26 protein-coding genes are annotated in these 24,267 nt (G+C 47.3%); 12 read left to right on the plus strand and 14 right to left on the minus strand.

Features of this window, described 5'->3' with window-relative positions; genetic code table 11:
* Positions 1–381 precede the first annotated feature (381 nt).
* On the plus strand, positions 382–882 hold the full coding sequence (locus tag AC2CGA_RS06075; protein ID WP_003155289.1) for a universal stress protein: 501 nt from the start codon (positions 382–384) through the stop codon (positions 880–882).
* Between the two features lie 38 nt (positions 883–920).
* On the opposite strand, the gene AC2CGA_RS06080 is transcribed toward AC2CGA_RS06075, so the two are convergent.
* Complete coding sequence (locus AC2CGA_RS06080) at positions 921–1,472, minus strand: hypothetical protein (RefSeq protein WP_060657740.1); 552 nt, start codon at positions 1,470–1,472, stop codon at positions 921–923.
* A 108-nt stretch (positions 1,473–1,580) separates the two neighbouring features.
* Between AC2CGA_RS06080 and AC2CGA_RS06085 the strand changes: the two genes are divergently transcribed.
* The gene (locus tag AC2CGA_RS06085) at positions 1,581–2,165 is read left to right on the plus strand and encodes a TetR/AcrR family transcriptional regulator (protein WP_015388489.1); all 585 of its coding nucleotides are present in this window, start codon (positions 1,581–1,583) and stop codon (positions 2,163–2,165) included.
* Between the two features lie 42 nt (positions 2,166–2,207).
* On the opposite strand, the gene dat is transcribed toward AC2CGA_RS06085, so the two are convergent.
* A complete protein-coding gene (dat, locus tag AC2CGA_RS06090; protein WP_003155292.1) occupies positions 2,208–3,059 on the minus strand; it encodes a D-amino-acid transaminase in 852 nt (283 codons plus the stop codon).
* Between the two features lie 256 nt (positions 3,060–3,315).
* Here dat and AC2CGA_RS06095 point away from each other — a divergent pair, with 256 nt between their 5' ends.
* Positions 3,316–4,164 (plus strand): polysaccharide deacetylase family protein, encoded by an 849-nt coding sequence (locus AC2CGA_RS06095; protein WP_014304711.1) that lies wholly within the window; start codon positions 3,316–3,318, stop codon positions 4,162–4,164.
* A 33-nt stretch (positions 4,165–4,197) separates the two neighbouring features.
* On the opposite strand, the gene AC2CGA_RS06100 is transcribed toward AC2CGA_RS06095, so the two are convergent.
* The 3 genes from AC2CGA_RS06100 to AC2CGA_RS06110 all read right to left on the minus strand — a co-directional run bounded on the left by AC2CGA_RS06100 (position 4,198) and on the right by AC2CGA_RS06110 (position 6,376).
* The gene (locus AC2CGA_RS06100) at positions 4,198–4,968 is read right to left on the minus strand and encodes an NAD-dependent protein deacylase (protein ID WP_234933150.1); all 771 of its coding nucleotides are present in this window, start codon (positions 4,966–4,968) and stop codon (positions 4,198–4,200) included.
* 24 nt (positions 4,969–4,992) lie between these two features.
* Positions 4,993–6,108, minus strand: coding sequence for a mechanosensitive ion channel family protein (locus tag AC2CGA_RS06105; protein WP_003155296.1), 1,116 nt, complete (start codon positions 6,106–6,108; stop codon positions 4,993–4,995).
* Between the two features lie 163 nt (positions 6,109–6,271).
* Positions 6,272–6,376 (minus strand): YhdX family protein, encoded by a 105-nt coding sequence (locus AC2CGA_RS06110; RefSeq protein ID WP_003155299.1) that lies wholly within the window; start codon positions 6,374–6,376, stop codon positions 6,272–6,274.
* Positions 6,377–6,545: 169 nt separating this feature from the next.
* Between AC2CGA_RS06110 and AC2CGA_RS06115 the strand changes: the two genes are divergently transcribed.
* From AC2CGA_RS06115 to crcB, 3 genes are read left to right on the plus strand one after another with little or no spacing between them, the layout of a single operon-like run.
* Positions 6,546–7,262: a glycerophosphodiester phosphodiesterase gene (locus tag AC2CGA_RS06115; protein WP_003155300.1), complete on the plus strand. Its 717-nt coding sequence runs from the start codon at positions 6,546–6,548 to the stop codon at positions 7,260–7,262.
* 1 nt (position 7,263) lies between these two features.
* Positions 7,264–7,659: a fluoride efflux transporter FluC gene (locus AC2CGA_RS06120; RefSeq protein WP_048368050.1), complete on the plus strand. Its 396-nt coding sequence runs from the start codon at positions 7,264–7,266 to the stop codon at positions 7,657–7,659.
* Positions 7,656–8,015 (plus strand): fluoride efflux transporter CrcB, encoded by a 360-nt coding sequence (gene crcB, locus AC2CGA_RS06125; protein WP_046341233.1) that lies wholly within the window; start codon positions 7,656–7,658, stop codon positions 8,013–8,015. The genes AC2CGA_RS06120 and crcB overlap by 4 nt, the downstream gene beginning before the upstream one ends.
* Positions 8,016–8,028: 13 nt before the next feature.
* Here crcB and AC2CGA_RS06130 read toward each other — a convergent pair whose 3' ends face one another.
* From AC2CGA_RS06130 to AC2CGA_RS06140, 3 genes are all read right to left on the minus strand, one after another.
* Positions 8,029–9,417: a hemolysin family protein gene (locus tag AC2CGA_RS06130; protein ID WP_003155303.1), complete on the minus strand. Its 1,389-nt coding sequence runs from the start codon at positions 9,415–9,417 to the stop codon at positions 8,029–8,031.
* 229 nt (positions 9,418–9,646) lie between these two features.
* Positions 9,647–10,891, minus strand: a complete 1,245-nt coding sequence (locus AC2CGA_RS06135) for a beta-ketoacyl synthase N-terminal-like domain-containing protein (protein WP_003155304.1) — start codon at positions 10,889–10,891, stop codon at positions 9,647–9,649.
* A 32-nt stretch (positions 10,892–10,923) separates the two neighbouring features.
* The gene (locus AC2CGA_RS06140; RefSeq protein ID WP_003155305.1) at positions 10,924–12,108 is read right to left on the minus strand and encodes a pyridoxal phosphate-dependent aminotransferase; all 1,185 of its coding nucleotides are present in this window, start codon (positions 12,106–12,108) and stop codon (positions 10,924–10,926) included.
* A gap of 179 nt (positions 12,109–12,287) precedes the next feature.
* On the opposite strand from AC2CGA_RS06140, the gene cueR reads away from it, so the two are divergent.
* Both cueR and AC2CGA_RS06150 read left to right on the plus strand, forming a co-directional pair.
* Positions 12,288–12,713, plus strand: coding sequence for a Cu(I)-responsive transcriptional regulator (cueR, locus tag AC2CGA_RS06145; RefSeq protein ID WP_014304704.1), 426 nt, complete (start codon positions 12,288–12,290; stop codon positions 12,711–12,713).
* Between the two features lie 61 nt (positions 12,714–12,774).
* Positions 12,775–14,109: a hemolysin family protein gene (locus AC2CGA_RS06150; protein ID WP_003155308.1), complete on the plus strand. Its 1,335-nt coding sequence runs from the start codon at positions 12,775–12,777 to the stop codon at positions 14,107–14,109.
* Positions 14,110–14,154: 45 nt separating this feature from the next.
* Here AC2CGA_RS06150 and AC2CGA_RS06155 read toward each other — a convergent pair whose 3' ends face one another.
* Positions 14,155–14,754 (minus strand): lysophospholipid acyltransferase family protein, encoded by a 600-nt coding sequence (locus AC2CGA_RS06155; RefSeq protein WP_139885193.1) that lies wholly within the window; start codon positions 14,752–14,754, stop codon positions 14,155–14,157.
* A gap of 238 nt (positions 14,755–14,992) precedes the next feature.
* Here AC2CGA_RS06155 and sigM point away from each other — a divergent pair, with 238 nt between their 5' ends.
* Genes sigM through AC2CGA_RS06170 form a run of 3 tightly spaced genes read left to right on the plus strand, consistent with a single transcriptional unit; the run spans position 14,993 to position 16,828 of the window.
* Complete coding sequence (sigM, locus tag AC2CGA_RS06160) at positions 14,993–15,484, plus strand: RNA polymerase sigma factor SigM (RefSeq protein WP_003155312.1); 492 nt, start codon at positions 14,993–14,995, stop codon at positions 15,482–15,484.
* A complete protein-coding gene (locus AC2CGA_RS06165; RefSeq protein ID WP_088005355.1) occupies positions 15,474–16,550 on the plus strand; it encodes an anti-sigma factor in 1,077 nt (358 codons plus the stop codon). The genes sigM and AC2CGA_RS06165 overlap by 11 nt, the downstream gene beginning before the upstream one ends.
* Positions 16,538–16,828: an anti-sigma-M factor gene (locus AC2CGA_RS06170; protein ID WP_003155315.1), complete on the plus strand. Its 291-nt coding sequence runs from the start codon at positions 16,538–16,540 to the stop codon at positions 16,826–16,828. The genes AC2CGA_RS06165 and AC2CGA_RS06170 overlap by 13 nt, the downstream gene beginning before the upstream one ends.
* Before the next feature lie 36 nt (positions 16,829–16,864).
* Here AC2CGA_RS06170 and AC2CGA_RS06175 read toward each other — a convergent pair whose 3' ends face one another.
* From AC2CGA_RS06175 to AC2CGA_RS06190, 4 genes are all read right to left on the minus strand, one after another.
* Positions 16,865–18,220, minus strand: coding sequence for a sodium-dependent transporter (locus tag AC2CGA_RS06175; protein WP_024085070.1), 1,356 nt, complete (start codon positions 18,218–18,220; stop codon positions 16,865–16,867).
* A gap of 114 nt (positions 18,221–18,334) precedes the next feature.
* Positions 18,335–19,738: a branched-chain amino acid transporter BcaP gene (gene bcaP, locus AC2CGA_RS06180; protein ID WP_014304702.1), complete on the minus strand. Its 1,404-nt coding sequence runs from the start codon at positions 19,736–19,738 to the stop codon at positions 18,335–18,337.
* 330 nt (positions 19,739–20,068) lie between these two features.
* Positions 20,069–20,938 carry an SDR family oxidoreductase gene (locus AC2CGA_RS06185; RefSeq protein ID WP_044053062.1) on the minus strand — a complete coding sequence of 290 codons (870 nt, stop codon included), beginning with the start codon at positions 20,936–20,938 and terminating at the stop codon, positions 20,069–20,071.
* Positions 20,939–21,017: 79 nt separating this feature from the next.
* The gene (locus AC2CGA_RS06190) at positions 21,018–22,121 is read right to left on the minus strand and encodes a citrate synthase/methylcitrate synthase (protein WP_024085068.1); all 1,104 of its coding nucleotides are present in this window, start codon (positions 22,119–22,121) and stop codon (positions 21,018–21,020) included.
* Between the two features lie 109 nt (positions 22,122–22,230).
* Between AC2CGA_RS06190 and citR the strand changes: the two genes are divergently transcribed.
* The gene (citR, locus tag AC2CGA_RS06195; protein WP_003155320.1) at positions 22,231–23,106 is read left to right on the plus strand and encodes a transcriptional regulator CitR; all 876 of its coding nucleotides are present in this window, start codon (positions 22,231–22,233) and stop codon (positions 23,104–23,106) included.
* Positions 23,107–23,174: 68 nt separating this feature from the next.
* Here the strand turns inward: citR and AC2CGA_RS06200 are convergent, their stop codons facing one another.
* Positions 23,175–23,999 carry a C40 family peptidase gene (locus AC2CGA_RS06200; protein WP_024085067.1) on the minus strand — a complete coding sequence of 275 codons (825 nt, stop codon included), beginning with the start codon at positions 23,997–23,999 and terminating at the stop codon, positions 23,175–23,177.
* Positions 24,000–24,267 lie beyond the last annotated feature (268 nt).

A 24,267-nucleotide genomic window follows, 5' to 3' on the forward strand; every position in this document is an offset into this window, starting at 1 on the left:
TTTTCCGGATTGTTTTTCATTGTTTTCGCTAATGCCGCCACATGCATCACACCTGTCTTTCTTTCATTTTTTTGTATAAAAAAAGACATGAAGCCTCAGCTCCATGCCTCTTATTATTATAAATAAGGTACAGACCCGCCGTTTATGCGCGACTGCCCCGTTTTTAAGCAAATGTTCAGAAAACGGAAGCTGTATGGAAGTCACGCCGGTATTCAGCTGAAGATGAGTTGACAAGCTTTAGTTTTGACATGATCCATACCTCCTTTTTCCTATATTGTTCCTTCATCATATAAATAAATCCTTTTTTTGTCAATGCGGGTTTTACATTTCTGCCGCACGGGTATTGTAAAACAAACCTTTTTTACTGAAAGGATGAGGCTGATGTTTCACGCAGACCGGTTGATAGCAGCTTTTGACGGAAGTGATGATAGTAAAAAAGCGCTTCAAAAAGCCATAGACCTTTCAAAAACGTTCCACGCGGATTTAACGGTCGTACATTCCCACAATGCAAAAGATACCCAGACGATTGTTGATCCCCCGAGGCCGGGAGCCGGGGCAACGTATATCGGCGGCGGGATTGCAAGCGTTCCTGACCCGCTTCAGGCGGAAAGAATCTCCCCTGATCCGATGATTTATGAAGACCGTACGGAAGAAATCGTTGCGGAAGCGAGAATGCTGATGAACGACAGCCAGATTGACGGGGATATCGACATTTTAGAAGGTGATCCCGCTGATGCCATTATCGAGCATGCCGACCGTATATCGGCGGATTTGATCGTCATGGGGAGCCGGGACCAGAACAGGCTGAAAAAACTTTTATTCGGAAGCGTCAGTGAAAAACTGTCATCGAAATCCGATATTCCCGTGCTGATCGTAAAATAATTCTTTCTGTAAAGCAGCTTAATCAAAAGCTGCTTTTTTTACAGCTCCCGGCTGTTTTTTCTTTTTTTCGGCATTACAAAAAAACTCGCCATGATCAAAAAATCGATGCACAATACGACAGACCAGCCCTTTAACAGTCCGCTGAGCGCTTCGGTGCGGGAAGCGTCCTGAATGAGAAATACCGTTCCGGCTAAAAGAACGCCGCCGATGACAAATGCTAATACATGTCTTCCCCATCCTTTTGCATAATGTTTGGCATAATCCAGTCCGTACCGCTTGACCGGTTTTGCCCCTTCCTTTACCACATAATAGCGGAACCGCTCATCCGCCCACTGGATCATGCTTTTTCCGAAGGCGACAGACACTCCGATATAAACGGCCGCCACTGCATGCGCCATAGTCGCCGCCGCCCCTCTGTATAAATCAGCTGCAGCCGCCAGAAACAGTACGGCATCCAATATAGGAATGAGAGCGAAAAAAAACATTCCGAGCTTTTGCCGCCTGAATATATAGCGCGCCGCCAATCCGAAGATGACAGCCGCCCAAAAAGCAGCCTCACAAATGACAATCAACCAAGCAATCGCGTTCAATCCGGTTCCCCCTTATCGTTTTCTAAAATGCATTGTATCACTGCTTTTTATTTAATACAACTGTATTACAAAATTGCAAGAAAAAATATTTCCTGTTACACTGGAACCATGCCTAAAATAATCGATCATGAAAAAAGAAGAAAACAAATAGCCGAAGCCACTTGGCGGACGATTTTGGAGCGGGGAATGGAAGGAGCGACAGTGAGAAACATCGCCCAAGAAGCGGGTCTTTCTTTAGGCGCGCTGAGGCACTATTTCACCACCCAGGATGAGCTTTTAGGGTATGCAATGACACTCGTAAAAGAAAAAGCGGCCGCCAGAATTAACGAAGTTGCCATGAAAGATCTGCCGCCGAAAGAAAAAGCGGTACGTCTGATGCTTGAAATTATCCCGACAGATGAAGAAACGATGGCTGAAATGGAGGTGTGGTTCGCTTTCACAGCTTATGCCAGACATAAGGGAGAAGAGTTTCAACCCCAGCAGGACGGGATCTTGGCATATATCCGCGGCCTGATTGACTGGCTGGATGAAAATAAGCTTCTGAAACCGAATCTTGATAAAGAAACCGAAGCGGAGAAAATGTACGCTATCGCCGACGGATTGGCGCTGCATGCCATGCTTGAACCTGATCGTCTTTCAAAAGAGAAGATCTCCCGTGTACTCGTTCAGCATATCGAATCTCTTTTTATCTGACTGAAGCAAAAAGGCCGGATGTGTTCCGGCCTTTTTTTCAGCTTATGACTGAACGCCGAGCTCCTGCTGAATGTGCGACTGAAAAGCCTCCTGAATCGTTTTGGCTACAGGTCCCGGCGATCCGCTTCCGACCGGTTTTCCGTCAAGGGTTACGATCGGGATTAATTCAGACGTGGTTGACGAGATGAAAATTTCATCCGCATCTCTGAGTTCCTCTTCGGTAAGAGCCTTCTCCCGCACCTCAATCCCGTTTTCTTTCATCAGCTCTAACAGTTTCATCCGCGTAATGCCGTTTAAAATCAGCTCATTTGCAGGATGCGTCCGGACGGTGCCGTTTATGACGGCGTATACATTGGATGAGGTTCCTTCCGTGACCGCCCCGTCCCTTATCAGCACGGCTTCATAAGCGCCTGCTTCATAGGCTTTTTGTTTTATCATCACATTATACAGTAAATTCAGACTCTTAATGTCACACCTCAGCCAGCGTTTGTCTTCCGCCGTGATGGCCTGCGCTCCGGCTTTTTGTTCATTTTCCGGTTTTTTCACTGAAAAGGTGTATGCCGTCGTCTGCGGCTCCAATCCTTCGTCATACTGATGCTTCCGCGGCGCCTTCCCTCTCGTCGTCTGTATATAGACCCCGCCGTCAATGAGTTTGTTTTCCTGTACGAGCTTTTGCAGATCCCATTCTATGTCCTCTGCGGAGAACGGCAGGGTGATGCCGATTTCTGCGGCGCTTCTGAAAAGACGGGCGATATGCTCACGCAGACCGAATAAGGCGCCGTTATACACTCTGATGACCTCATACACACCGTCACCGAATTGATATCCGCGGTCCTCAATATCAACTGCCGCTTCTTCACGATCAATCAACTGGCCGTTTACTAATGTCTTCATGTAAACCCTCCTAATCGTTATCTGCCGTGATGTGCATTCTCAGCTGTTATTGTCAACTATTCTATCATACTGAACGAGCCGGCTGCGGAGTTTATTTTTTTCTTAAAATCTTATTATTCGACATCTTTTCTATGTCTTTTCCAGTTTTGTTCCTGTATACTTGATTCGACATACATATGCTGTTAACTTATGGCACTTCGCAAGCCTCCGCTGTTATCGGCATTATGCAGAAACTTATGCTACTGGAGAGATTGTTATGCGCAACACAAAAGAAGGTGCTTCCCCTTCTCTGTTTTCATTGGCTTTTAAACTTACGAGTTTAGCAGTTTTGTGCGGACTGCTTCTGGTAATCGTCATAATGGGATATTCCGCTTCCGCCGCAAAAAACAAACAGGTCACCGTGACCGCAAACGGGCAGCTTCGGGATGAAGCAGAAAGCCTGCGGCTGAAAAATGATTCTCCCGACGTCTTAATGAAACATTTGCAGAAAGAGCGTGACCCAGGGAAAAAAACGGTATATTTAACCTTCGACGACGGGCCGTCTCCATATACTGAACAGCTGTTGAATGTATTGAAGGCAAATGGCGCAAAGGCCACTTTTTTTATGCTTGAACCGCGGATGAAAGCCTATAAGCATTCCGTGCAAAGAGCGAAGCAGGAAGGGATCGCGCTGGGCCTGCACGGCGTGACGCACGATAATCACCTGTTTTATCAAACACCGACATCACCGCTGAACGAAATGCAGCAGGGACGCGATACGCTCGAGACAATCACTGGAGTAAAAACGGATCTTGTCCGCACGCCTTACGGCAGTAAACCGTCATTGACGGATGCCCAGATTAAGAATCTCGAAAAAGACGGATTCGTGTACTGGGACTGGACGATAGACAGTGAAGACTGGAAGTACAAAAACGCGCGGTACGTGCCGGAAGTATTGAATCAGCTCGCATATTTGGAAAGCGTTCATACGAGCAGGCCGCATGTCATTTTAATGCACGATCTGCCTGCGACGGTGCACGCTTTACCGAGCCTGATCCAAAAACTGAAAGCCCAGGGCTACTCCTTTGATGTTCTGACGGATCAAATGATTCCCGTCCACGAATAAGAAAAGCCGGATCTGTATAGGATCCGGCTTTTTTTATGTCGCGGCGCTGATCCGTTTTGCAAATTCACCGATCTTCTCATGGATGACAAGATCAAATAAATGGTCGCAATATGTCGGCTCAAGGTTAATGATCACTTGCTTCAAACCGGGAATCCGGCCCGCATCCTCAGGGACAAACCTTGCCGGCGCCACTTCAAGCGAAGTGCCGATCACAAGAAGAAGATCAGCTTTATCAAGCTTTTCATAAAGGGTTTCAAAATGCTGAACGAGATCGCCGAACAGCACGACATCCGTCTTTAATACGGTGCCGCATACCGCATGATCACCGATTTCGGCCGTACATTCCGGCACTTCGTCCTTCAGCAGATGAGAAAGCCCGTAGCGCGCTCCGCAGCGGGGGCATGCGGCGGTCTGAATTGAACCGTGAAGCTCATAGACACTGCTGCTTCCCGCTTTCTTATGCAGTCCGTCAATGTTCTGCGTGAAAATGTCTACCTGCTTTCCCCGCTTTTCAAGATCCGCCAAATACGTATGGCCGGCATTCGGCTCATAGCTTCCGCTCATTTTCATCTGAAAGAGCTGTTTGAATTTAGGCCAGAATTCACGCGGACTGCGTTCAAAGTATTCCCTGCTCATCGCTTCCATTCTGGAGGTGTCTTCGGTCCATATACCGCCCGCCGAACGAAAATCGGGAATGCCGGATTCCGTGCTCATTCCCGCTCCCGTCAGCACCAGAATACGTTCAGCCTGATTGATCAATGTTATAAACGCTTCCACTCTTCCACCGCCTTTTCTTTTTATCATATCATGAAAAAAGAACGGCGCCTGTTATGCCCGTTCTTTTTCTCCGGAATGATCCTTCACATGAACCGGATCATCGTGGCTCTTCTGTTTTACGAATACATTCTGGCCCGGATAGGCGAACTCCACGCCTTCCTCAGCAAAAATATCAATAATCCGGCGGTTGATATCCTGCCGCACGTCCAGGCTTTCCGCCCAGACGATGGTCTTTGTGTAAAAGTTGAAAAACAGATTGTAATAGCTGTCCGCAAACACGTCAAAGTTAACCATAATCGTATCATCATGCACGCCTTCATGTTCACGAAGCATTTCCCTGAGCCTTGTGATACACCGCTCTAAACGATCAATCGGCGTCGCATAAGAAACACGAACGGAAAACGTGACCTGGCGCTTCGTCATCCTCGTCCAGTTTGTGATGGCTTCCATGGACAGCGTTGAATTGGGTACGGTAACAAGCGCCCCCTGCGCCGTCCGGAACCTTGTGCTTCGGAATGTGATATCTTCAACGCCCCCCGTCACAGATGACGTCTCGACCCAGTCGCCGATCGTAAACGGCTTTTCCGTAATGATGATAATGCCGCCGAAAAAATTGCTGATCGTATCTTTAGCCGCAAGCGCGAAGGCCAAGCCGCCAAGTCCGAGTCCGGCCACGAACCCGTTTACATCATAATTGAATTCCTGCGCGATCACACTGACGCTGAGCGCGAGAATGACAAAGCGCAGCACCTTGGATAAAAACGGCGCCAAAATGTCATCCATATCAAGCTCAAAGCGCTGATTGACTTTATGAAATAAAAACGAAGACGCCGATGTCAGATTGCAAAGCCCCCAGGCGATCAGCGCTATGATCAAAGAGCGGTACATTTTTTTGACAATGTCCATCTGCCCGTCTAAAAACGGCGAATACTCAATCGCCAAAAACAGACCCAGCGCCACGAAAAACCATCTGGCCGGCTTGTCAAACGCTACGGCAATCTGTTTGAATATGTCGGTTTTCGGCTTGTTCGCCAATTTGTAAATGAGCTGAAAAAAGTATTTGACAAACAGTTTTCTCAAAACGAGAAAAGCCGCTAAAATTCCGATGCTGATACTGATCTGCAAAATATGGTCAAGAGTAAAAAAGCTCTGAAATTGTGTCATCATGGCATATGCTCCTTTGTCTTGTCGAAAATCTATTATACTAAAACATTCGGACATCAGCTTGTTTTAATGTCTTTAGGCAGCCTGAAAAACCCCGGCCTCAGAGCACAGCCGGGGTTTTTCACACATTCGTTCATCTTTCAGCCAGATACAACAGGGTCAGGCACTATTTCTTCTTTGATTGTGTCTGTTTCAGGAGAGTCGCTTTTTGGATTTCAGCATCGGTTTCGGCCTTAATTCTTTCTTCCACTTTCAATCTCCCTTTTCCCATGATCTCGCCTCCTTTTTGCCATTATAAATCATCACTGCGGATTGTAAACCGAAAAAAGCACTATCTTTATTCCAAAAAAATACTGTTTTGCACATTCACCAGTTTGAATCGCTGTGCATATACGAATCTGATATAATAACAGAAATGCCCATGAGGGGAGCTGACAAGCTTGTATACCATCGCTCATCGCGGCGCATCCGGTTACGCGCCCGAAAATACATTTGCGGCATTTGATATCGCTGCCGAAATGAACGCTGATTTCATTGAGCTTGACGTCCAGCTCACAAAAGACGGCCAGATTGTCGTCATCCATGATGACAAAGTCGACCGGACGACGGACGGCTCCGGTTTTGTAAAAGATTTTACGCTGAAGAAGCTGCAGTCTCTGGACGCCGGCAGCTGGTATGGGGCTGAGTTTAAAGGGGAGCGGATTCCCCTGCTCGAAGAGGTTCTGAAGCGTTATCATTCTGAAATCGGATTTTTAATTGAACTGAAAGGGCACGTTTCTCAAGTCGGTCTTGAAAAAGCAGTCGGCCAGCTGTTAAGCAGGTTTACCTTTTCCATTCACCCTATCGTTCAATCATTCAGTCTCAAGTCGATTCAGACCTTTCACGACATGTATCCGTCCGTTCCGACTGCAATTATCGCAAGACCCAGCTTCGGGATGTTTTCCAAAAGCCAGCTGGCCGCTTACAAATCAGCCGCAAATTATGTCAATATTAAATATACCCGCCTGAATCGGTTCTTGATTTCCACCGCTCACAAACACGGCCTGAAAGTATTTGCCTGGACGGTCAGAAATCACAAGACGGCCGAAAAGCTGCAAATGATGGCAGTTGACGGCATTGTAACTGATTTTCCGGATATTATTTCTAAGGATGGCTGATATGAAACAATACATCGCAATTTTTATCGGAGGCGCGCTTGGCGCATTGCTCCGCTTTGAAATGAGCGCGCACATTCACAGCGGAACTTTCCCGGGTGCCACTTTCCTCGAAAACGCGGCGGGAAGCCTTTTACTCGGTCTTATTACGGGTTATTTCATCATTCGGGCTAAACGCCCTCTTTTGAACGCCTTTTTAGGAACCGGTTTTTGCGGAGGTTTCACGACGATGTCAACCTTCGCAAAAGAAACCATTTTTCTGCTGCAATCGTCTCCCGCAGCGGCTTTTTGTTATGCTGCCGCGACTTTATTCGCTGGTCTTGCTCTTGCATACGCCGGCATTTTTTTGGGACGGCGGATTGCCCTTCACGCAGCCGGAAGGGGGCATGATACGCCATGACGATTGTCCTGATGCTTATCGCGGCGGGTATCGGAGCGGTATTACGGTCTCTGCTGGGTAAGACAATTTCAGAAAGAACAAAAGGTTTTCCGATTCCGCTTGGAATGGCTGCGGTCAACCTGCTCGGCTCCTTCGGCCTCGGCATATTCACCGGCTTGGGTCTGGATAATCCTTCTGCCGGCGTCATCATCGCGACGGGCTTTTTCGGTGCGTTTACGACCTTTTCCACCTTCAGTATTGAAGCCGTGCAGCTGATGATGAACAACCGCATAAAGGAAAGCCTGCTCTACATCGCTGTTTCAGCAGCCGGAAGCCTTTTGGCGTTCTGGTGCGGCTTTGTTATGATATCCATTTAAAAAAACCTTGAGCTTATTTTTCGCTCAAGGTTGCGTTATGAAGCATGACCGTTTCCGGCACGGGCAGCGGGCGGTTTATTGTCCCCTGACCGCCCGGGCGGCCCTGTTCTTCTTTGAGTTCAAGCTGTTTAATAAACCGGCCGTCCATTTCTAATATGAGGGCAGTGTATCCCCCGATTTGTATCGACTCACCCGCACAAATGTCAATATTCCGTTTCAGCACAAGACCGCCGATCGTGTCGACTTCCTCTTCAATCTCTGCGCCGAGAAGATGATTCACCTGATCGATCCGAACCTTTCCGTCCAGCACATAATGGCGTTCGGACAGCTTTTGAATCTGCGGCTGTTCGTCCTCATCAAATTCGTCTCTGATATCGCCGACGATTTCTTCAAGTATGTCTTCGGTCGTCACAAGACCGGACGTTCCGCCGTATTCATCAGACAATATCGCCAAATGAATCCGTTCTCTCTGCATTTTTATCAGCAGGTCGTGTATCGGGATCGTCTCGATGACTTCAATCACCGGGCGGACGTAAGACATGATGGATACTTCCGCTTTTTCATCTTCTGTCATAAACAGCAGATCTGAAAAGAGATGCTTCGTATTGATCATGCCGATGACACTGTCTTTGTCCCCGTCCGTTACGGGCCAGCGCGTATATTTGTCTTTCAGCATCATATCAAGCATTTCCGGCACGTCCATATCAGTGGAAACAGCCGCGATTTCTTTTCTCGGGATCATGATTTCCTTGGCGATCCGATTATCAAAATCAAAAATTTTATTCACAAATGTATATTCAGACGGATTGATTTCTCCGTTTTTTAAACTTTCTGACAGCAGGATCCGCAGCTCTTCTTCAGAGTGGGAGCCTTCATGCTCAGATGCCGGCTTTAATCCGGCCAAACCGGTCAGAATTCTCGCGGAGCCGTTCAGCACCCAAATAAACGGGAACATGAACACGTAAAATAACCGAAGCGGTCCGGCAATCCATAACGTCAGCTTTTCCGCTTTTTGAATCGCAACCGTTTTAGGCGCAAGCTCACCGACGACGACATGTAAAAACGTAATCAGCCCGTACGCCGCAGCAAAAGCAATCACATGCTCGGCAGAATCCGGCAGCCCCATACCCTGAAACACAGGATGAAGCATCCGCTCAAATGCAGGCTCTCCCAGTACGCCGAGCCCGATGGATGTGAGTGTAATGCCAAGCTGCGAGGCGGATAAATACTCATCAAGATCCGTAATGATACGCTTTGCGAGCACCGCCCGTCTGTTTCCTTCTGAGATGAGCTGATCGATTCTGGATCTCCTCACTCTGACGATCGCAAATTCACTCGCCACGAAAAATGCCGTTAACGCAATGAGCACACCGATTAAAATCAAACTGTCAATATCGTCCATTTCACCTTATCCCGAATTGAAGGATAAGGACGTCACCTCCTGATTTCATCGTTTTTTCTTAAGCGAGAGGAACGAAATGGGTGATTGACTACACAGAGGGCCCCATCCTGCCACCTCCTAAGTCAAAGCATGATTGTCATTTGTATAGTTTATTGTATCACAACTCCATTCTTTCATCATTTTCAGATTTTTCATCATATAAAAACAGCCTTCAAAAAGAAGGCTGCCGTTATCTGCTTCGGAAATGATTTTCTAAACAAAGCGCCGTATTAATCCCCCCGAATCCCATGCTTAAGCTTAACGCATGGTGTACGGTATGGGCGCTCGGCCCGTCGGTCACCCACTGAAATGAATCGTCAATCGGCTCCGTTAAGTTTCGGATCGGATGAAGCTTGTTTTCCCGCATTTGCAAGAGAACAGCAATGATTTCCACCGTTCCGGCCGCACTCAGACCGTGTCCGGTAATCGATTTTGTCGCATTAATCCGCGCGTGCGACAGGCCGCTTTCAGAAAGCGCCCGGCATTCAGTCTTATCTCCGATCGGCGAACCGGTGCCGTGCGGGTTGATGTAATCGATCTCTTTCGCTGAAAGACCGGCCCGCTCCAGCGCCTGGCGGATCACCGTCATTTCGCCCTCTGCTGAAGGATTCGGGTTGCGGTTCGCATCGGAAGCCATCCCCCAGCCCTTTAAGCCGGCCCACGATCGTGCGCCCCTCTCTTCGGCAGATTCAGCGCGTTCCAGCACAATCGCCCCGCACGCCTCTCCGAATATAAACCCGTCCGTATGCAGGTCAAACGGGCGGCAGGCGGCTTCAGGCCGTTCAGCGTATGTATCAGTGCCCATCGCTCCCAAAGAACGGAGAGCGTGACACTCCATGTACGACAGATCGGCCAGCGCCCCGATCACGATGCACCGGTCAAACAGGCCTCCTTTAATTCCTTGAGCAGCCTGGATAACCGCCGCCTGGCCGCTTGCCGACGCGCCGCCGACCGTAAAGGCCGGCCCTTTTATCCCGAATTGCTCCGTGCAAAGCCCCGACAAATCACTATCCATAAAAGAAAGCCCGTATGTCGGATTTACAAATTGCGGTGTTTCACCGTTTTTCTCAAAGGCCTGCAGCAATTCGCGCTGCGTCATATTCGACCCGCCGATGATCAGACCGGTGCGGCTGTGATCAGCGCCGTCTAATTGAGCGTCATGCCACGCTTCATATAAAGCGATAAGCGCCGTCTTTCCTGATAATGCGGCCCTTCGGTACAAGCGCTTCGACAGCGCGTCCGGCGGCGTTAATTCGCTAAGCTCCGCGCCGATAAACGAACTGCCTTTCTGCCGGCCGGGACGTTTCATCACATCAAAGGCGTGCCGCCCCTCCATGAGCGCATCGAGAAACGCCTCCTTGCCTTGTCCGACCGCGGTTAAGACTCCGATTCCTGTAATGCTGATGTCTGATGTGCCATTATTTCTCCTCGACATTTGTCCGTTCTCCCATCTTTATGTATTGGAAGCTATGAAGAAAAATCTTGATACAGTGCTTTGAAAATATCGCGCGACTGTCTGATCTGTTCCGAAGGCACGCTGAAAGATAATCGGAAATAGCCGCTTTTTCCAAATCCGCTGCCGGGTACGATCAATAGTCTGTATTTCTGTGCGGCATGCATACAGAACGCCACCTCGTCTTCAATCGGTGATTTCGGAAAGACGAAAAAACCTCCTTTCGGCATTTCAAATTCGAAGCCGGCTTCTGTGAGGATGTCCACCATAAGGTCTCTCCGCTTTCTGTAAGGTTCAGCGTCAATCGAAAGATCATCCATTTTCGCCACGGCGCGCTGCATCATGACCGGAGCGTTCACAAAGCCGAGCGTCCGGTTGCAGAAAACGAACGCATCCGTCAGAAGATCGCCCTCAGGCATTTGGGCGTCTGCGGCGATATACCCGAGCCTTTCCCCCGCAATGCCGAGATCTTTACTGAACGAACTGACTAAAATCACGCGGTGATACGCCTGAAACGGATTCGCCTGCTCTTCTCCGTAGATCAGCTGGCTGTACGGTTCATCAAATAAAATAAATATGCTTTGGCCGTTCCGCTCTTCGGCTTCTTTTAATAAGGCGCCTAATTCGTTAAGGTTTTTCTGGCTGAGCACAGTCCCCGTCGGATTATGCGGCGTATTAACGATCAGTCCTTTCGTACGGGGGGTGATCGCACCTTTAACCGCTTCAATATCAATCTCAAATGAGTCAGTCAGCGGGCAGATGACGGGTCTGCCGCGGTAATTTTCAACATACGCTTTATATTCCGCAAAATAAGGCGAAAGAAGGATGACTTCTTCCTCCGGGTTTAAAATGCTCTTCAGCGCGACATTCAGCGCCCCGCCGGCTCCGACCGTCATAACTGTATGCCTGGCGGAAATTTCTGTCTGAAACCGCTCTGACAAAAAGCGGGCAACCTTTTCTCTCGCCTCCGGAAGCCCTTGGTTTTGTATGTATCCGTGCCGTCCTGTTTCAGCCGCTTCGCATAGCGCCTTTTTAAATGTTTCAGGCGGCTCCGCAACCGGATTTCCTATCGAAAAGTCAAACACCTTATCGGCGCCGAACTCTTTTTTCAGCCGAGCGCCTTCATCAAATAGTTTGCGTATCCATGAACCTTTCTCCAGATTCTGTGTCACTTCCCGTGATAAACCGGCCACTGTCATCTGTCCCTTCTGTCTTTTTCTGCCGTTTCTATTTACAATGATTATGAAAGATTTACATGGCGCAGTCAACGCTTTTTCAGACAGCCTGCCGCCCCGTTTCAGGAGAAAGACGGAAAACAATAAACTTGTGCAAACTCCCCTTCATATATTAAACTATTCTCATAACTATAACGTGATGGTTGGGGAGGGATTTAGATGGGGCTGAGACTTATCGCATCAGTGAATTAGCAGAGCTTGCCGGTGTAACGAAACGCACGGTGGATTACTACACAAACCTCGGGCTTTTAAAGCCTGACAGGTCTTGTTCGAACTATCGTTACTACGATACACTTGCACTTAATCGGTTAAAGTTTATAGTCGCTTGTAAAAAGCAGCGATTGGCCCTGTCTGATATAAAAGATCGACTGGAGAACCAGTTTCCCTCTTCAGCCCTGCCTGACGATGTTGGAAATCTGGCATCGGAAATTGATCACATGAATCAAAACATCTCCGGGATCTTGAATCGGTTTGAAAAGCTTGAACCAGAGGAGCGCGCCCAGCTGAAAAAAAGGCTGGCTCCTGAAAAGCTTGCAGTGCTTCAATCATTTATGCTGCTGTTAAGTTAAACCATTATCTTACTAACAGGAGGTGTTACCTTCATCTTCCCAAAAGGAGTGAAGGTTCTAATTGGACATTGTGAATTTGATTTTAGTCGCGGTTTTAATCGCGCTGACGGCATTTTTCGTAGCATCTGAGTTTGCGATAATCAGAATCAGAGGCTCACGGGTTGACCAGCTTATAGCAGAAGGAAATAAAGCCGCAATCGGTGTCAAAAAAGTGACCACGCATTTAGATGAGTATTTATCGGCGTGCCAGCTCGGCATAACATTGACTTCCATCGGTCTTGGTGTCTTAGGCGAATCAACGATTGAACGCTTGCTTCACCCGCTTTTCACAAAGATAAACGTACCAAGCTCATTATCGCATATTATTTCATTTATTCTCGCCTACGCGATCATTACATTCTTACACGTGGTCGTGGGAGAATTGGCGCCGAAAACAGTCGCCATCCAGAAAGCGGAAGCCGTTTCAATGCTGTTTTCGAAACCGCTCATTTGGTTTTACCGCATCATGTTCCCGTTTATCTGGCTTCTGAACAACTCCGCCCGTCTTTTAACGAAGACGTTCGGTCTGGAGACGGTGTCTGAAAATGAGCTTGCCCACTCTGAAGAAGAGCTGCGCATCATTTTATCGGAAAGCTATAAAAGCGGTGAAATCAACCAGTCTGAATTTAAATATGTGAACAAAATCTTTGAATTTGACGACAGACTTGCAAAAGAAATCATGATTCCGCGTACGGAAATCGTCAGTCTGCCGCATGATATCAAAATTTCTGAAATGATGGATATCATTCAGATTGAAAAATATACCCGGTACCCTGTCGAAGAGGGTGACAAAGATAATATTATCGGCGTTATTAACATTAAAGAAGTGCTGACCGCCTGCATCAGCGGCGAAGTATCAGTCGACTCGCCGATTACGGATTTTGTCAATCCGATCATCCATGTGATTGAGTCGGCACCGATTCACGATCTGCTTGTAAAAATGCAGAAGGAACGGGTTCATATGGCGATTCTGTCGGATGAATACGGCGGAACCGCGGGGCTTGTCACCGTTGAAGACATTATTGAAGAAATCGTCGGGGAAATCCGTGATGAATTTGATATCGATGAAATCAATGAAATCCGCAAACTCGGCGACGGCCATTACATGCTTGACGGCAAGGTCCTGATTGATCAAGTGAACGAACTACTCGGCATCCATTTGGAAAATGACGAGGTCGACACCATCGGCGGCTGGTTCCTTACCCAGAAATACGACGTCGAACAATACGACTCGATTATCGAAGAAGGCTGTGAATTTATCATTAATGAAATTGACGGCCACCACGTCGCATATATCGAAGTGAAAAAACTGGCGTTTGATGAACTGCTGGAAACCGCCGAACAAAAAGAAGCATAACAAAAAAGCTTGCGCGTCTGATACAGACGGCAAGCTTTTTTTCATTTACAGTTGTTCAAGTTTTTTCTCAAGCTCTTTAATTCTGGCATTCAGCTCTTCTGTCATGGCCGCAAGCCTCTCCTTCGGCGCAAGATCGGAAAAGTCCTCCAAAAAAATCGGCTCGCCGATGATAAGCCGCATTTTTCCCTTTTTAAACAGCGCTTTTCCCGTAGACGGCCCTTTATATGCGGCCGGAACGAGCGGCGCTTTCCCCATTTGGGCGATGGTCACGGCCCCTCTTTTCAGCGGGACGTCTTCAGAAGTTCTCGTGCCGCTCGGAAAAATCCCGACAATCTTCCCTTCCTTCAGAAGCTTAATCGGCGTTTTAATGCTGCTCGGACCCGGATTTTCACGATCAACCGGAAACGCGTGAATCTTCTTTAAAAAACTTCCGATCCACTTTTTCTGAAACAGCTCTTTTTTCGCCATATAATGAATCTGATGGGGCAATATCCCGACACCGAGCGTGAGGACGTCCACCCAGCCCGCATGCGTGCACGCGATAACGAATCCTTTATCAGACGGAAGATTCTTTTTATTGTATACTTTGACTCCTCCGCGCAGAGAAAGAATGAATTTGATGGCATTTGCACAAAACTTATACATAACGCACTTCCTTTGTTGTAATGATCAAAAGTGTTCTCTCTCTATTATAACAATATTTTTTATTACCTGGTACTAATAAATATATTTTTCCTCCGCCGATCTCTATCTTTTATGACGGATTTTGGGTACTATAGAGAAATGGTGTTTGATGAGGTGAAAATGAATTTAAGCCGTTTGCATGGAACGTGCAACTTTAAACCTTTCTTATGCGTGTATAACATAGAGGGGAGAAAAGGCAGTGACGATCGATGAAATTTACCAAATGTATATGAATGATGTTTACCGGTTCCTGCTCTCCATGACAAAAGACAAGCATCTCGCTGAAGATTTGCTGCAGGAAACCTTTATGAGGGCATACATACACATTCACTCCTACGACCACAGCAAAGTAAAGCCATGGCTTTTTCAAGTGGCGAGAAATGCGTTTATAGATTATGTCAGAAAACATAAAAAGGAAGTGACCATTTCCGATGACTTAATTGGGAGCCTTTTTCAGACGGCTGTTCAAAGCCCGGCTCATCAGATTGAAATCAAGGAAGTGCTGACAGGGTATATGTCCGAACTTCCCGACAATTATCGGGAGGCCTTAACACTGTATTATTTAAAAGAACTGAATTACAAAGAAGCATCCCATATTATGAATATTTCAGAGGCTAATTTTAAAAGTGTTTTATTTCGTGCCAGACAGCGGCTGAAAGCACTTTATAATAGAGGTGTTAATGATGAATGAAGAATTTAAAAAGCGTTTTTACCAATACAAAAATGGAGAAATGAGCGACCGGGAAATGGCCGCCTTTGAAGAAGAGCTGGAAAAGCTTGAAGTCTATCAGGAGTTGATTGAAAGCGAAATGCAGGACGACCGGGAATGGGACGTCGGCATCAGCCCGGAAAAACAGAAGGCCATTTTGTCATACGGAAAACGCAAATCGTATTTGCGGATTTCAGTTCTCGCCGTCATCTCCACCTTGATGATTTTGCCGCTTTGCACTTTGGGAAGCTACCTCTATTACGGTTTGGGAGGAAAAGAAAGCACCGGCAATCAATTAATGGAAACCGCAGCCGTGACGGTGGCGACCACCATGCCGAACGTACTCGTCGATACCTCCGGACTGAAAAGCCAGGTGAAGCTGTTTGGGATGAATACAGAGTTTCCGCTGCAAAAGCAGATCGGCACAAAAACGAAATCCGTCGGCGGAGAACGGATTGAAATGTTTTTAGATACGGTCAAATCGCCTGCCGTTAACTACTATGATCTAGACGCGGCACAGGCAAAGCATTATTTTGCCCATCCTTCCGGCTTAAAGGAACGCACGATTGACAAAGCCGGACAGACATTGAAAAAATTGCCTGAAGGAAGCGTGGCGGAGGTCTATCTTTCTTATGACCGGGCCTACCCTTCTTCTCAAGTATATTCAACTTTTAAAAAATACGATGTGAAGTTTTTATGGAACGCGGTCGAAACGGAGAAAAATCTGAAAGACAGTCCTTATGCCGAGCCGTTAGGATTTCCCGGGAAAGATTCCAAGATGGTGTCCTCTTTCGAAACGCAAGGACAGACAGACCGTGAACAATTTATCAATGCCCTTGAATTTATGTCCCGCCATAAAAAATGGGCGCATGCAATATCGAAACGCAAAGACATGAATCTTGGCAGCCGAATCGACTATGTTGAACATCACGGAATGAACGTATACGGCTCTGTCGTGACGGGGCCGACAAAAGAAATCGAACGTCTGCTGAAAAATAAAACAGTAAAAGCAGCAAACATCGGTGAGGTGGAATTATGGAATTGGTAAGAATTTTTAAAGAGCATAATGTTTTCGGCTGGATATCAGTCGGTACCGCGATTTTGTCGCTGCTGCTTTTGAACGTGGCAATCATCAGCAATGTGACTTTCTATTCTTATCAGATGCTGCCGTTTGCGATGGCCGCCGTGCCGTTCGGCATCATTGAGCTGTTTATTAAAAAAGGACGGACGGGCCCGGGACTGCTCGGTGTCATCCTCAACCTTTTCGTCATTGTTTGTGTATATACGATTGTTGCCGTTGATACGAATCTGCAATTCGGTTTTTAAACATAAAAACAGGCCCTTTTACGGGGGCCTGTTTTTTTAAAATGAAAGAACGCCGATTAAATGCAGCAATACGACGATGATAGCCAGCGGCACGAGATATTTCAGAAGGAAATACCACACCTGAAAGAAACGATAGCCGATGGCGGAACCGCTTTTCATCTCGGCGAACAGCTCCCGCTTCGGTATTTTCAGCGGGATGAAGATTGATATTAATAAAGCGCCGAGCGGAATCAGCACATTGCTCACTGTGAAATCCGCTAGATCAAAAAACGTTTTTCCGAACAAATGAACATCACCGAGCACACCGTATGATAAACACGACGGAATTCCGACTAAGAAAATGAGCAGACCGCTTGTCCACGACAGCTTCTTCCTTTTCGTTTCATCACCTTTCCCGACAGTCGCTACGATAATTTCCACCATCGAAAAGGCCGAAGTCAGCGCGGCAAAGAAAAAGACCGCCAGAAAGCTGATAAAAAACAGCGAGCCGAACGGCAGCCGGTCAAACACAGCCGGCAGTACGGTAAACAGCAGTGTAGGCCCTTCATCCGGTTTAAATCCGAACGAAAAAACCGCCGGAAAAATGGCCAGTCCCGCAAACAGCGTGACGAGCACATTCATCACAACAATGGAACCTGCCGATCCCGGAAGGTTTTGGGTTTTCGGCAGATACGAACTGTATGTCACCATGACCGAAACGCCGAGCGTTAATGTAAAGAACGCCTGTCCTAAAGCATATAGGATGGATTCCGGCGTCAAATCTTCAAAGTGCGGAACCAATAAAAATCTAATCCCCTCAACGGCATGATCGAGCGTGACTGATCGCAGCACAAGCAATAGAAACAGCACGAATAAAACCGGCATCAGCACCGCACTGACACGTTCAATCCCTTTCTGCACGCCTTTTGCGACGACCGCCACTGTCAAGATCATAAATACAAGCTGCGCGGCGAGAGTCTGGATCGGATTTTCAATGACCGTCCTGAACACCGTTCCGTACTGCTCCTGAGTGAGCCCGGATAAAGAACCCGTAACAGCTTTTAACACATAAAGCAAAATCCACCCGCCGACAACACTGTAAAAAGACAAAACTAAAAAACAGGCCGCCACACCCACATAACCCGTGAGGTGCCATACCGACTTCGGCGCGGCTTGTTTGTAGGCATCAATCGCATTTGTCTGGCTCCGTCTTCCGAAAATAAATTCACCGAGCAAAAGCGGATAGCCTAAAAGCACGGTAAAGAGGACGAATACAAGAAAAAAAGCGCCTCCTCCGTTCGTACCCGCTACGTAAGGGAACTTCCAAATGGCTCCCAGGCCGATCGCCGAACCGGCAGCGGCCATAATAAATCCTATTTTTGAGGCCCATTGAACCCTTTTTTGGTCAGACACGACTTTCCACTTCCCTTCCGCCCTATATTATCCCTTATTCACTGCGATAACTTAAGCCCATTTCAATATGTTTCATTATTCCGAAAAATAAAAAGGAGCGGCGGGTGCCGCTCCTTACAAATCCCCGTTTAATTTCGAATGCTTTCTCGAATATAAGAAATAAATCACCAGACCGATGATCAGCCAGATAAAGAAACGGAATATGGTGGTGGCGCCAAGGTTAATAATTAAAAATACGCAGAACAGAATGGATAATATCGGAATAAAGGGAACCCCCGGACATTTAAAAGCTCTCGGCAGATCAGGCTGTTTCTTTCTCAATACGATAACCGCTACTGAAATCAGGACAAATGCGGCAAGCGTGCCGATGTTCACCAGCTTCGCCAGCTCATCAAGCGGGACGAGCGAGCCGAGTAATGCCGACAGGATGCCGAACACCCATGTCACCACGTGCGGCGTTTTATGCTTCGGATGGACTTTTGAAAGCGCCCCCGGCACCAAACCGTCACGGGACATGGCAAACATCACCCTCGTCTGGCCGTACAGCATGACGAGCATCACCGTTGTCATTCCCAACACTGCGCCGATATCAATAATCCCGGCCACCCAATTCTGTCCGGCCATCTGCAGGACGAGAGACACGGGATGGTCAACGCCTTCAAAGCGGGCAAACGGAACGACGCCCGTCATAATCGCCGATACGGTCACATACAGCACGGTGCAGACGATTAATGAAAAGATAATTCCTTTCGGCAGATCCTTCGCCGGATTTTTCGTTTCTTCAGCGGCGGAAGAGACGGCGTCAAAACCGATAAAAGAGAAGAAAACGAGCGCCGCGGCACTGAAAACACCGCCGAACCCCATCGGTATAAACGGCTGCCAGTTGTGAGGTTTGACATATACGGCCGCAACGGCGATAAACAATAGAACAACCAGAACCTTCAAAATGACCATAATATTATTGACCCGCTTCGATTCCTTAATGCCTAAGTAGAGGAGGAATGTAATCGCAAGCACGATAACAAATGCGGGGAGATTAAAGAATGTGACCGTGCCTTTAATGGATCCCGGCGCGGCCGTTAATGCAGTCGGAAGATGAATGCCGAAGCCCGCCAAGAATGATTGAAAATAGCCGGACCAGCCGACCGAAACCGCGCTGACGGCGAGCATATATTCCAAGATTAAATCCCATCCGATGATAAATGCGAGAAGTTCACCCAGTGTCGCATAAGTAAACGTGTAGACGGAACCGGAAACCGGGACGCTTGAAGCAAATTCGGCATATGATAAAGCCGCAAATAAACACGCAAGAGCGGCGATGACAAATGAAACGGTCAGCCCCGGCCCCGCCGTGACAGCGCCTGTTCCGGTTAATACAAAAATTCCCGTTCCGATGATGGCCCCTATCCCCAGAAGGGTCAAATCAAAGGCCCCTAACTCTCTTTTCAGCGACTTTTCCCCGCCCGTTGCGGCAAGCAGGTCCTGAATGCTTTTCTTTCTGAATATGCTCCCCTTCATCTGCTTCACTCCTTGTAAATCAATATATGTTAGAATATTCAGATAACAATAGCAATAATGACTAAATTCTTATTTTTCGCATGAAATGTTTCAGCACATCATTCCTTTCTCCTACATCATATTATAGCGAAAAATATAAAAATGAAAATAACTTTTTTGAAAATTCTATATATTATTTCAGTTTTCATAAAACAGAACTCAGCGGATTCTCCGCTGTGAAATATTAACATTAGTAATTCAGCTGGCGGCTTCTATTTTTTAAAAATCGTATTCATATGTAATCAAATAAAAATCCCGCCCTTTTTAAAAGCGCGGGATAAGACTTGCGTATTATGTTGAAATAAACCTGCCTCCATTTACGTGAATGGTCTGCCCAGTCATATAGGAAGATTCGTCTGAAGCCAGAAGCACATAAGCTCCTGCGTGTTCCGCAGGCTGTCCCGGTCTTCCCATCGGAGTGTCCAGACCGTGCTTTTCCACCTTTTCTTCAGTAAACGTTGCCGGAATCAGGGCGGTCCAGATCGGCCCGGGTGCCACCGCATTTACTCTGATCCCCTGATCGGCCAATGACATCGCCATTGAACGCGTAAAGGAAACGATGCCGCCTTTCGTGCACGAATAGTCGATCAATGATGTGTCTCCCTGATAAGCAGTAATCGACGTTGTATTAATGATGGCGCTCCCTCTTTTGAGATGAGGCAGCACAGCTTTTGTCATATGAAACATGGAAAACATGTTTGTACGGAATGTCTTCTCCAGCTGTTCAGCCGTAATATCAAGAATCCCGTTTTGCGGATGCTGCTCAGCCGCATTATTAACGAGAATATCTATTTTTCCGTAGTGATCTAAGACTTGCCGGACCGCCTTCTGACAATGCGCCTCATCACCGACGTCTCCCGGAATTAACAGGCAATCGGCCTGGTATTCTCTCGCACGCTTTTTCGTTCTCTCGGCATCGGCATGTTCGTCTAGGTACAGGATGGCAAGATCCGCCCCTTCCTTCGCGTAAGCGATCGCAGCCGCTGCGCCGATGCCGCTGTCTCCGCCCGTAATAACGGCGACTTTTCCTTTTAATCTGCCCGACCCTTTTACATCCGGATCCTCCAAGAGCGGTTTTGGCTCCATGTCTGACTCAATGCCGGGCTGGCGGTTTTGCACCTGCGGCTTTTGTCCTTCCGTCTGTCTGTCCATCGGATTCATATTCTCACACTCCTGCAATTGGTATTACTGAGACGATACCACGCAGTGCGGGGAGTTAAACGGACAAATATGCCGGTAATTAAAGCTGCTGAGCCGTTTCGGGAAAAGCGCCGGTGTATTTCGCAGACGGTCTGTAAATCATGTTGTCAGCGGACTGTTCAAGCACATGTGCGCACCAGCCTGCCATTCTGCTTGCTGAAAAGGTCGGCGTAAATAAATCATTGTCGACATCAATGGCCTGCATCACAGCCGCTGCGTAAAACTCCACATTCGTATACAGCTTCCGTCCGGGCTTATATTGCTCTAACAAGCGGATGGCTTCCTTCTCCACATAAAGCGCCAAGTCAAGCGACGGATCATTTCCCGCCACTTCTTCAGCCTTTATGCGCAGCGCTTCCGCCCGCGGGTCTTTCGTTTTGTACACCCTGTGCCCGAAGCCCATCAGGCGTTCTCCCCTCATAAGCTTCGCTGTCAAATACGCTTCTGCATTTTCTTTTTCCCCGATGTCTTCAAGCATTTTCGTGACGCCTGAAGGCGCGCCTCCGTGCAGCGGCCCTTTCATCGTACCCAGTGCGGCAGTGACGGCAGACACTAAGTCCGATTCAGTCGAAACCGTGACTCTCGCCGAAAAAGTCGATGCATTCATCCCGTGTTCCATCGCCAGAATCATATACGTCTCAAGCGCTTTCTTTTGGGCTGCGGACGGCTGCCTGCCTGTCAGCATATACAAATAGTTTTCAACGTGTCCGTATCGCGCCTCGGGTGACAGCGCTTCCTGCCCTTGTTTACGGCGGTATCTGTACGCAATAATCGTCGGTGTGACGGCAATCAGTTTAATCGCTTCTTCCGGCTTGGGCGGATATGTAAATGAATCTGTGCCCAAACCTGAAACAGCCGTTCTCAGCACCGCCATGTCGTCCATTTCATCCGGAAGCGTTTCCAGTAAGCCGATCAAATGTTTCGGAAGCCCGCGCTCGGCTGCAAGTTCTTCCTGAAACGCAAGCAATTGCCGCTCATCAGGAAGCGCCCCGTTCAAAATGAGATACGCCGCTTCTTCAAAACTGAATTGCAATGCGATATCCTTCGCGTCATAGCCGCGATATATTAAATGCCCCTTTTCTCCGTCAATGTGGCTGATCGCCGTTTCTGCACAAGTAATCCCTTTCAATCCACGATAAATCAATTTCATTCCCCCTTGTCCTCTTTCTGTTATTATAGTAAATATAATATTTAAAAAATAATGAATATTTTTAAGGGAATTAATTAAAACTTTTAATCAGAGGAGTGCATCTATGGATTTTAAATGGCTTCACACCTTCGTCACCGCGGCAAAATACGAGAATTTCAGAAAAACGGCGGAAACGCTTTTTTTATCTCAGCCGACCGTCACCGTTCATATAAAATTATTAGAGAAAGAAATCAGCTGCAAACTGTTTCAGCGGAGCGGCCGGAAAATACAATTGACGGAAGAAGGAAAAGCATACGTGCCGTTTGCCATGAGACTTTTGGAAGACTATGAAAACAGCATGGCGGAGCTGCACAGGGTGCGCCAGGGCTACTCGCACACGCTGACACTCGCTGTTTCGCCGCTTATCGCCGACACCGTTCTCCCGTCTGTCATGAAGCGTTATACAGAGGACAATAAAGAAACCGAAATGACGGTCACCATTTTCGAATCGGAAGAAATCGCCTCTCAAATCAGAAACGGCTCAGCCGATATCGGACTGAGCTGCTTAAAGGTGCAATCATCTTCCCTCACTTGCCTCCCCCTGTACAATGACCCCGTTGTCCTCGTCGCGCCACCCGGCCGAAAACCCGGGACAGGGAAGGCGGATGAAGTGAAAGACCTGTTCGGACAATATCTGCTTTTGACCCATAACCATCCTGACTATTGGGATGATTTGCTCCGCCAGGTCAGAATACAGTTCCCTTTCGTCAGGACAATGAAGGTGACACAGACGCATATTACGAAACGATTTATTAAAGAGGGGCTGGGCGTCTCATTTCTGCCGCTGTCAGCGGTACGGTCCGAACTCGCCGCAGGCAGCATGATTGAAATTCCGTGCGAATTCGCCCAGATGCCGAGCGCGGGCGCGTACGCCATCGCCCTCTATGAAAATGAAAAAAAGAAAACCTTTTTAGATTTTTTATCACATTTTCATTTTTAGGTGAAACAAATGGAGCTCTGCCCCGTCTAAATAAAAAACCCGTTCGGATGAACGGGTTTCTCTCACTGCTAGAATCTTTTCGCGCCCAGGTAGCGCGGTTTCCAGTAGCTGTTATTCAGATCACTTGTTGTGACGCCGTCAGAACCGGCATGGATGAACTTGTTGTTTCCGATGTATACACCCATGTGTGAAGGACCGGCTTGATATGTTGTAAAGAAGACGAAGTCTCCTCTTGACGGGCTGGACACGCTCTTCATTGAGCTCCAGTATCCCGCAGTGCTTGTTCTGCCGACACTCGTCTGTTTGTTTAACAGGTACCAGATAAATCCGCTGCAGTCAAAGCCGGAAGTCGTAGTTCCGCCCCATACATACGGCGTGCCGATTAAAGATTGCGCATCAGAAATCAGCTTGTTTACATTCAGGCTCGTCTGTGCAATATTATGGCTGGATGAAGGCTTCTTTGATGACGAAGATCCTGAAGACGCTGAACCGGAAGTTGATCCTTTTACTTTAAGCACTTGCCCGATGCGGATCAGGTCCGTTTTTAAACCGTTTAAACTTTTTAATTGGTTTACCGTCATTTTATATTTATTCGCAATTTTCCAAAGGCTGTCGCCTTTTACGACTTTATATGTAGACGATGATGACTTGCTGCCCGAATTTGAACCTGAAGATGATTTACCGTTGATCGAAAGCGTCTGACCGATGTAAATGATATCCGATTTTAATTTGTTCTCAGATTTAATGGAATTAATTGACGTTCCATACCGATTTGAAAGTCCCCATAATGTATCGCCTTTTTTTACCTTAATCGTTTGCGCAGACGCCGCGCCCGCAAACAAAGTCGTCCCCAAAACCACTGCCGTTGTTGCTGTAACAAGTTGCTTTTTCATATTTTCCTCCCTGAATGATTCTATCTATTTTATGTGTCTCTTTTTTAAAGTTTTTATCTGTTTCCTATTATAAGGTTCAATTTCCACTAGAAATAGACTTGACTTCCCGTGACAAATTTCTTACTAATTCGTTTTTGAAAAAATTTTTTAAGGGTATTAAATATTTCAATTTGATTTCAAACGTGACGAAAAACGAGTCAATTTGTCATGTTTTTTTCCTGTGATCCTCGTATTTTGGAAAAACAAAGCAGTTTACTTTCCAAATAAC

Source organism: Bacillus sp. SYZHCR11, from assembly GCF_057196865.1.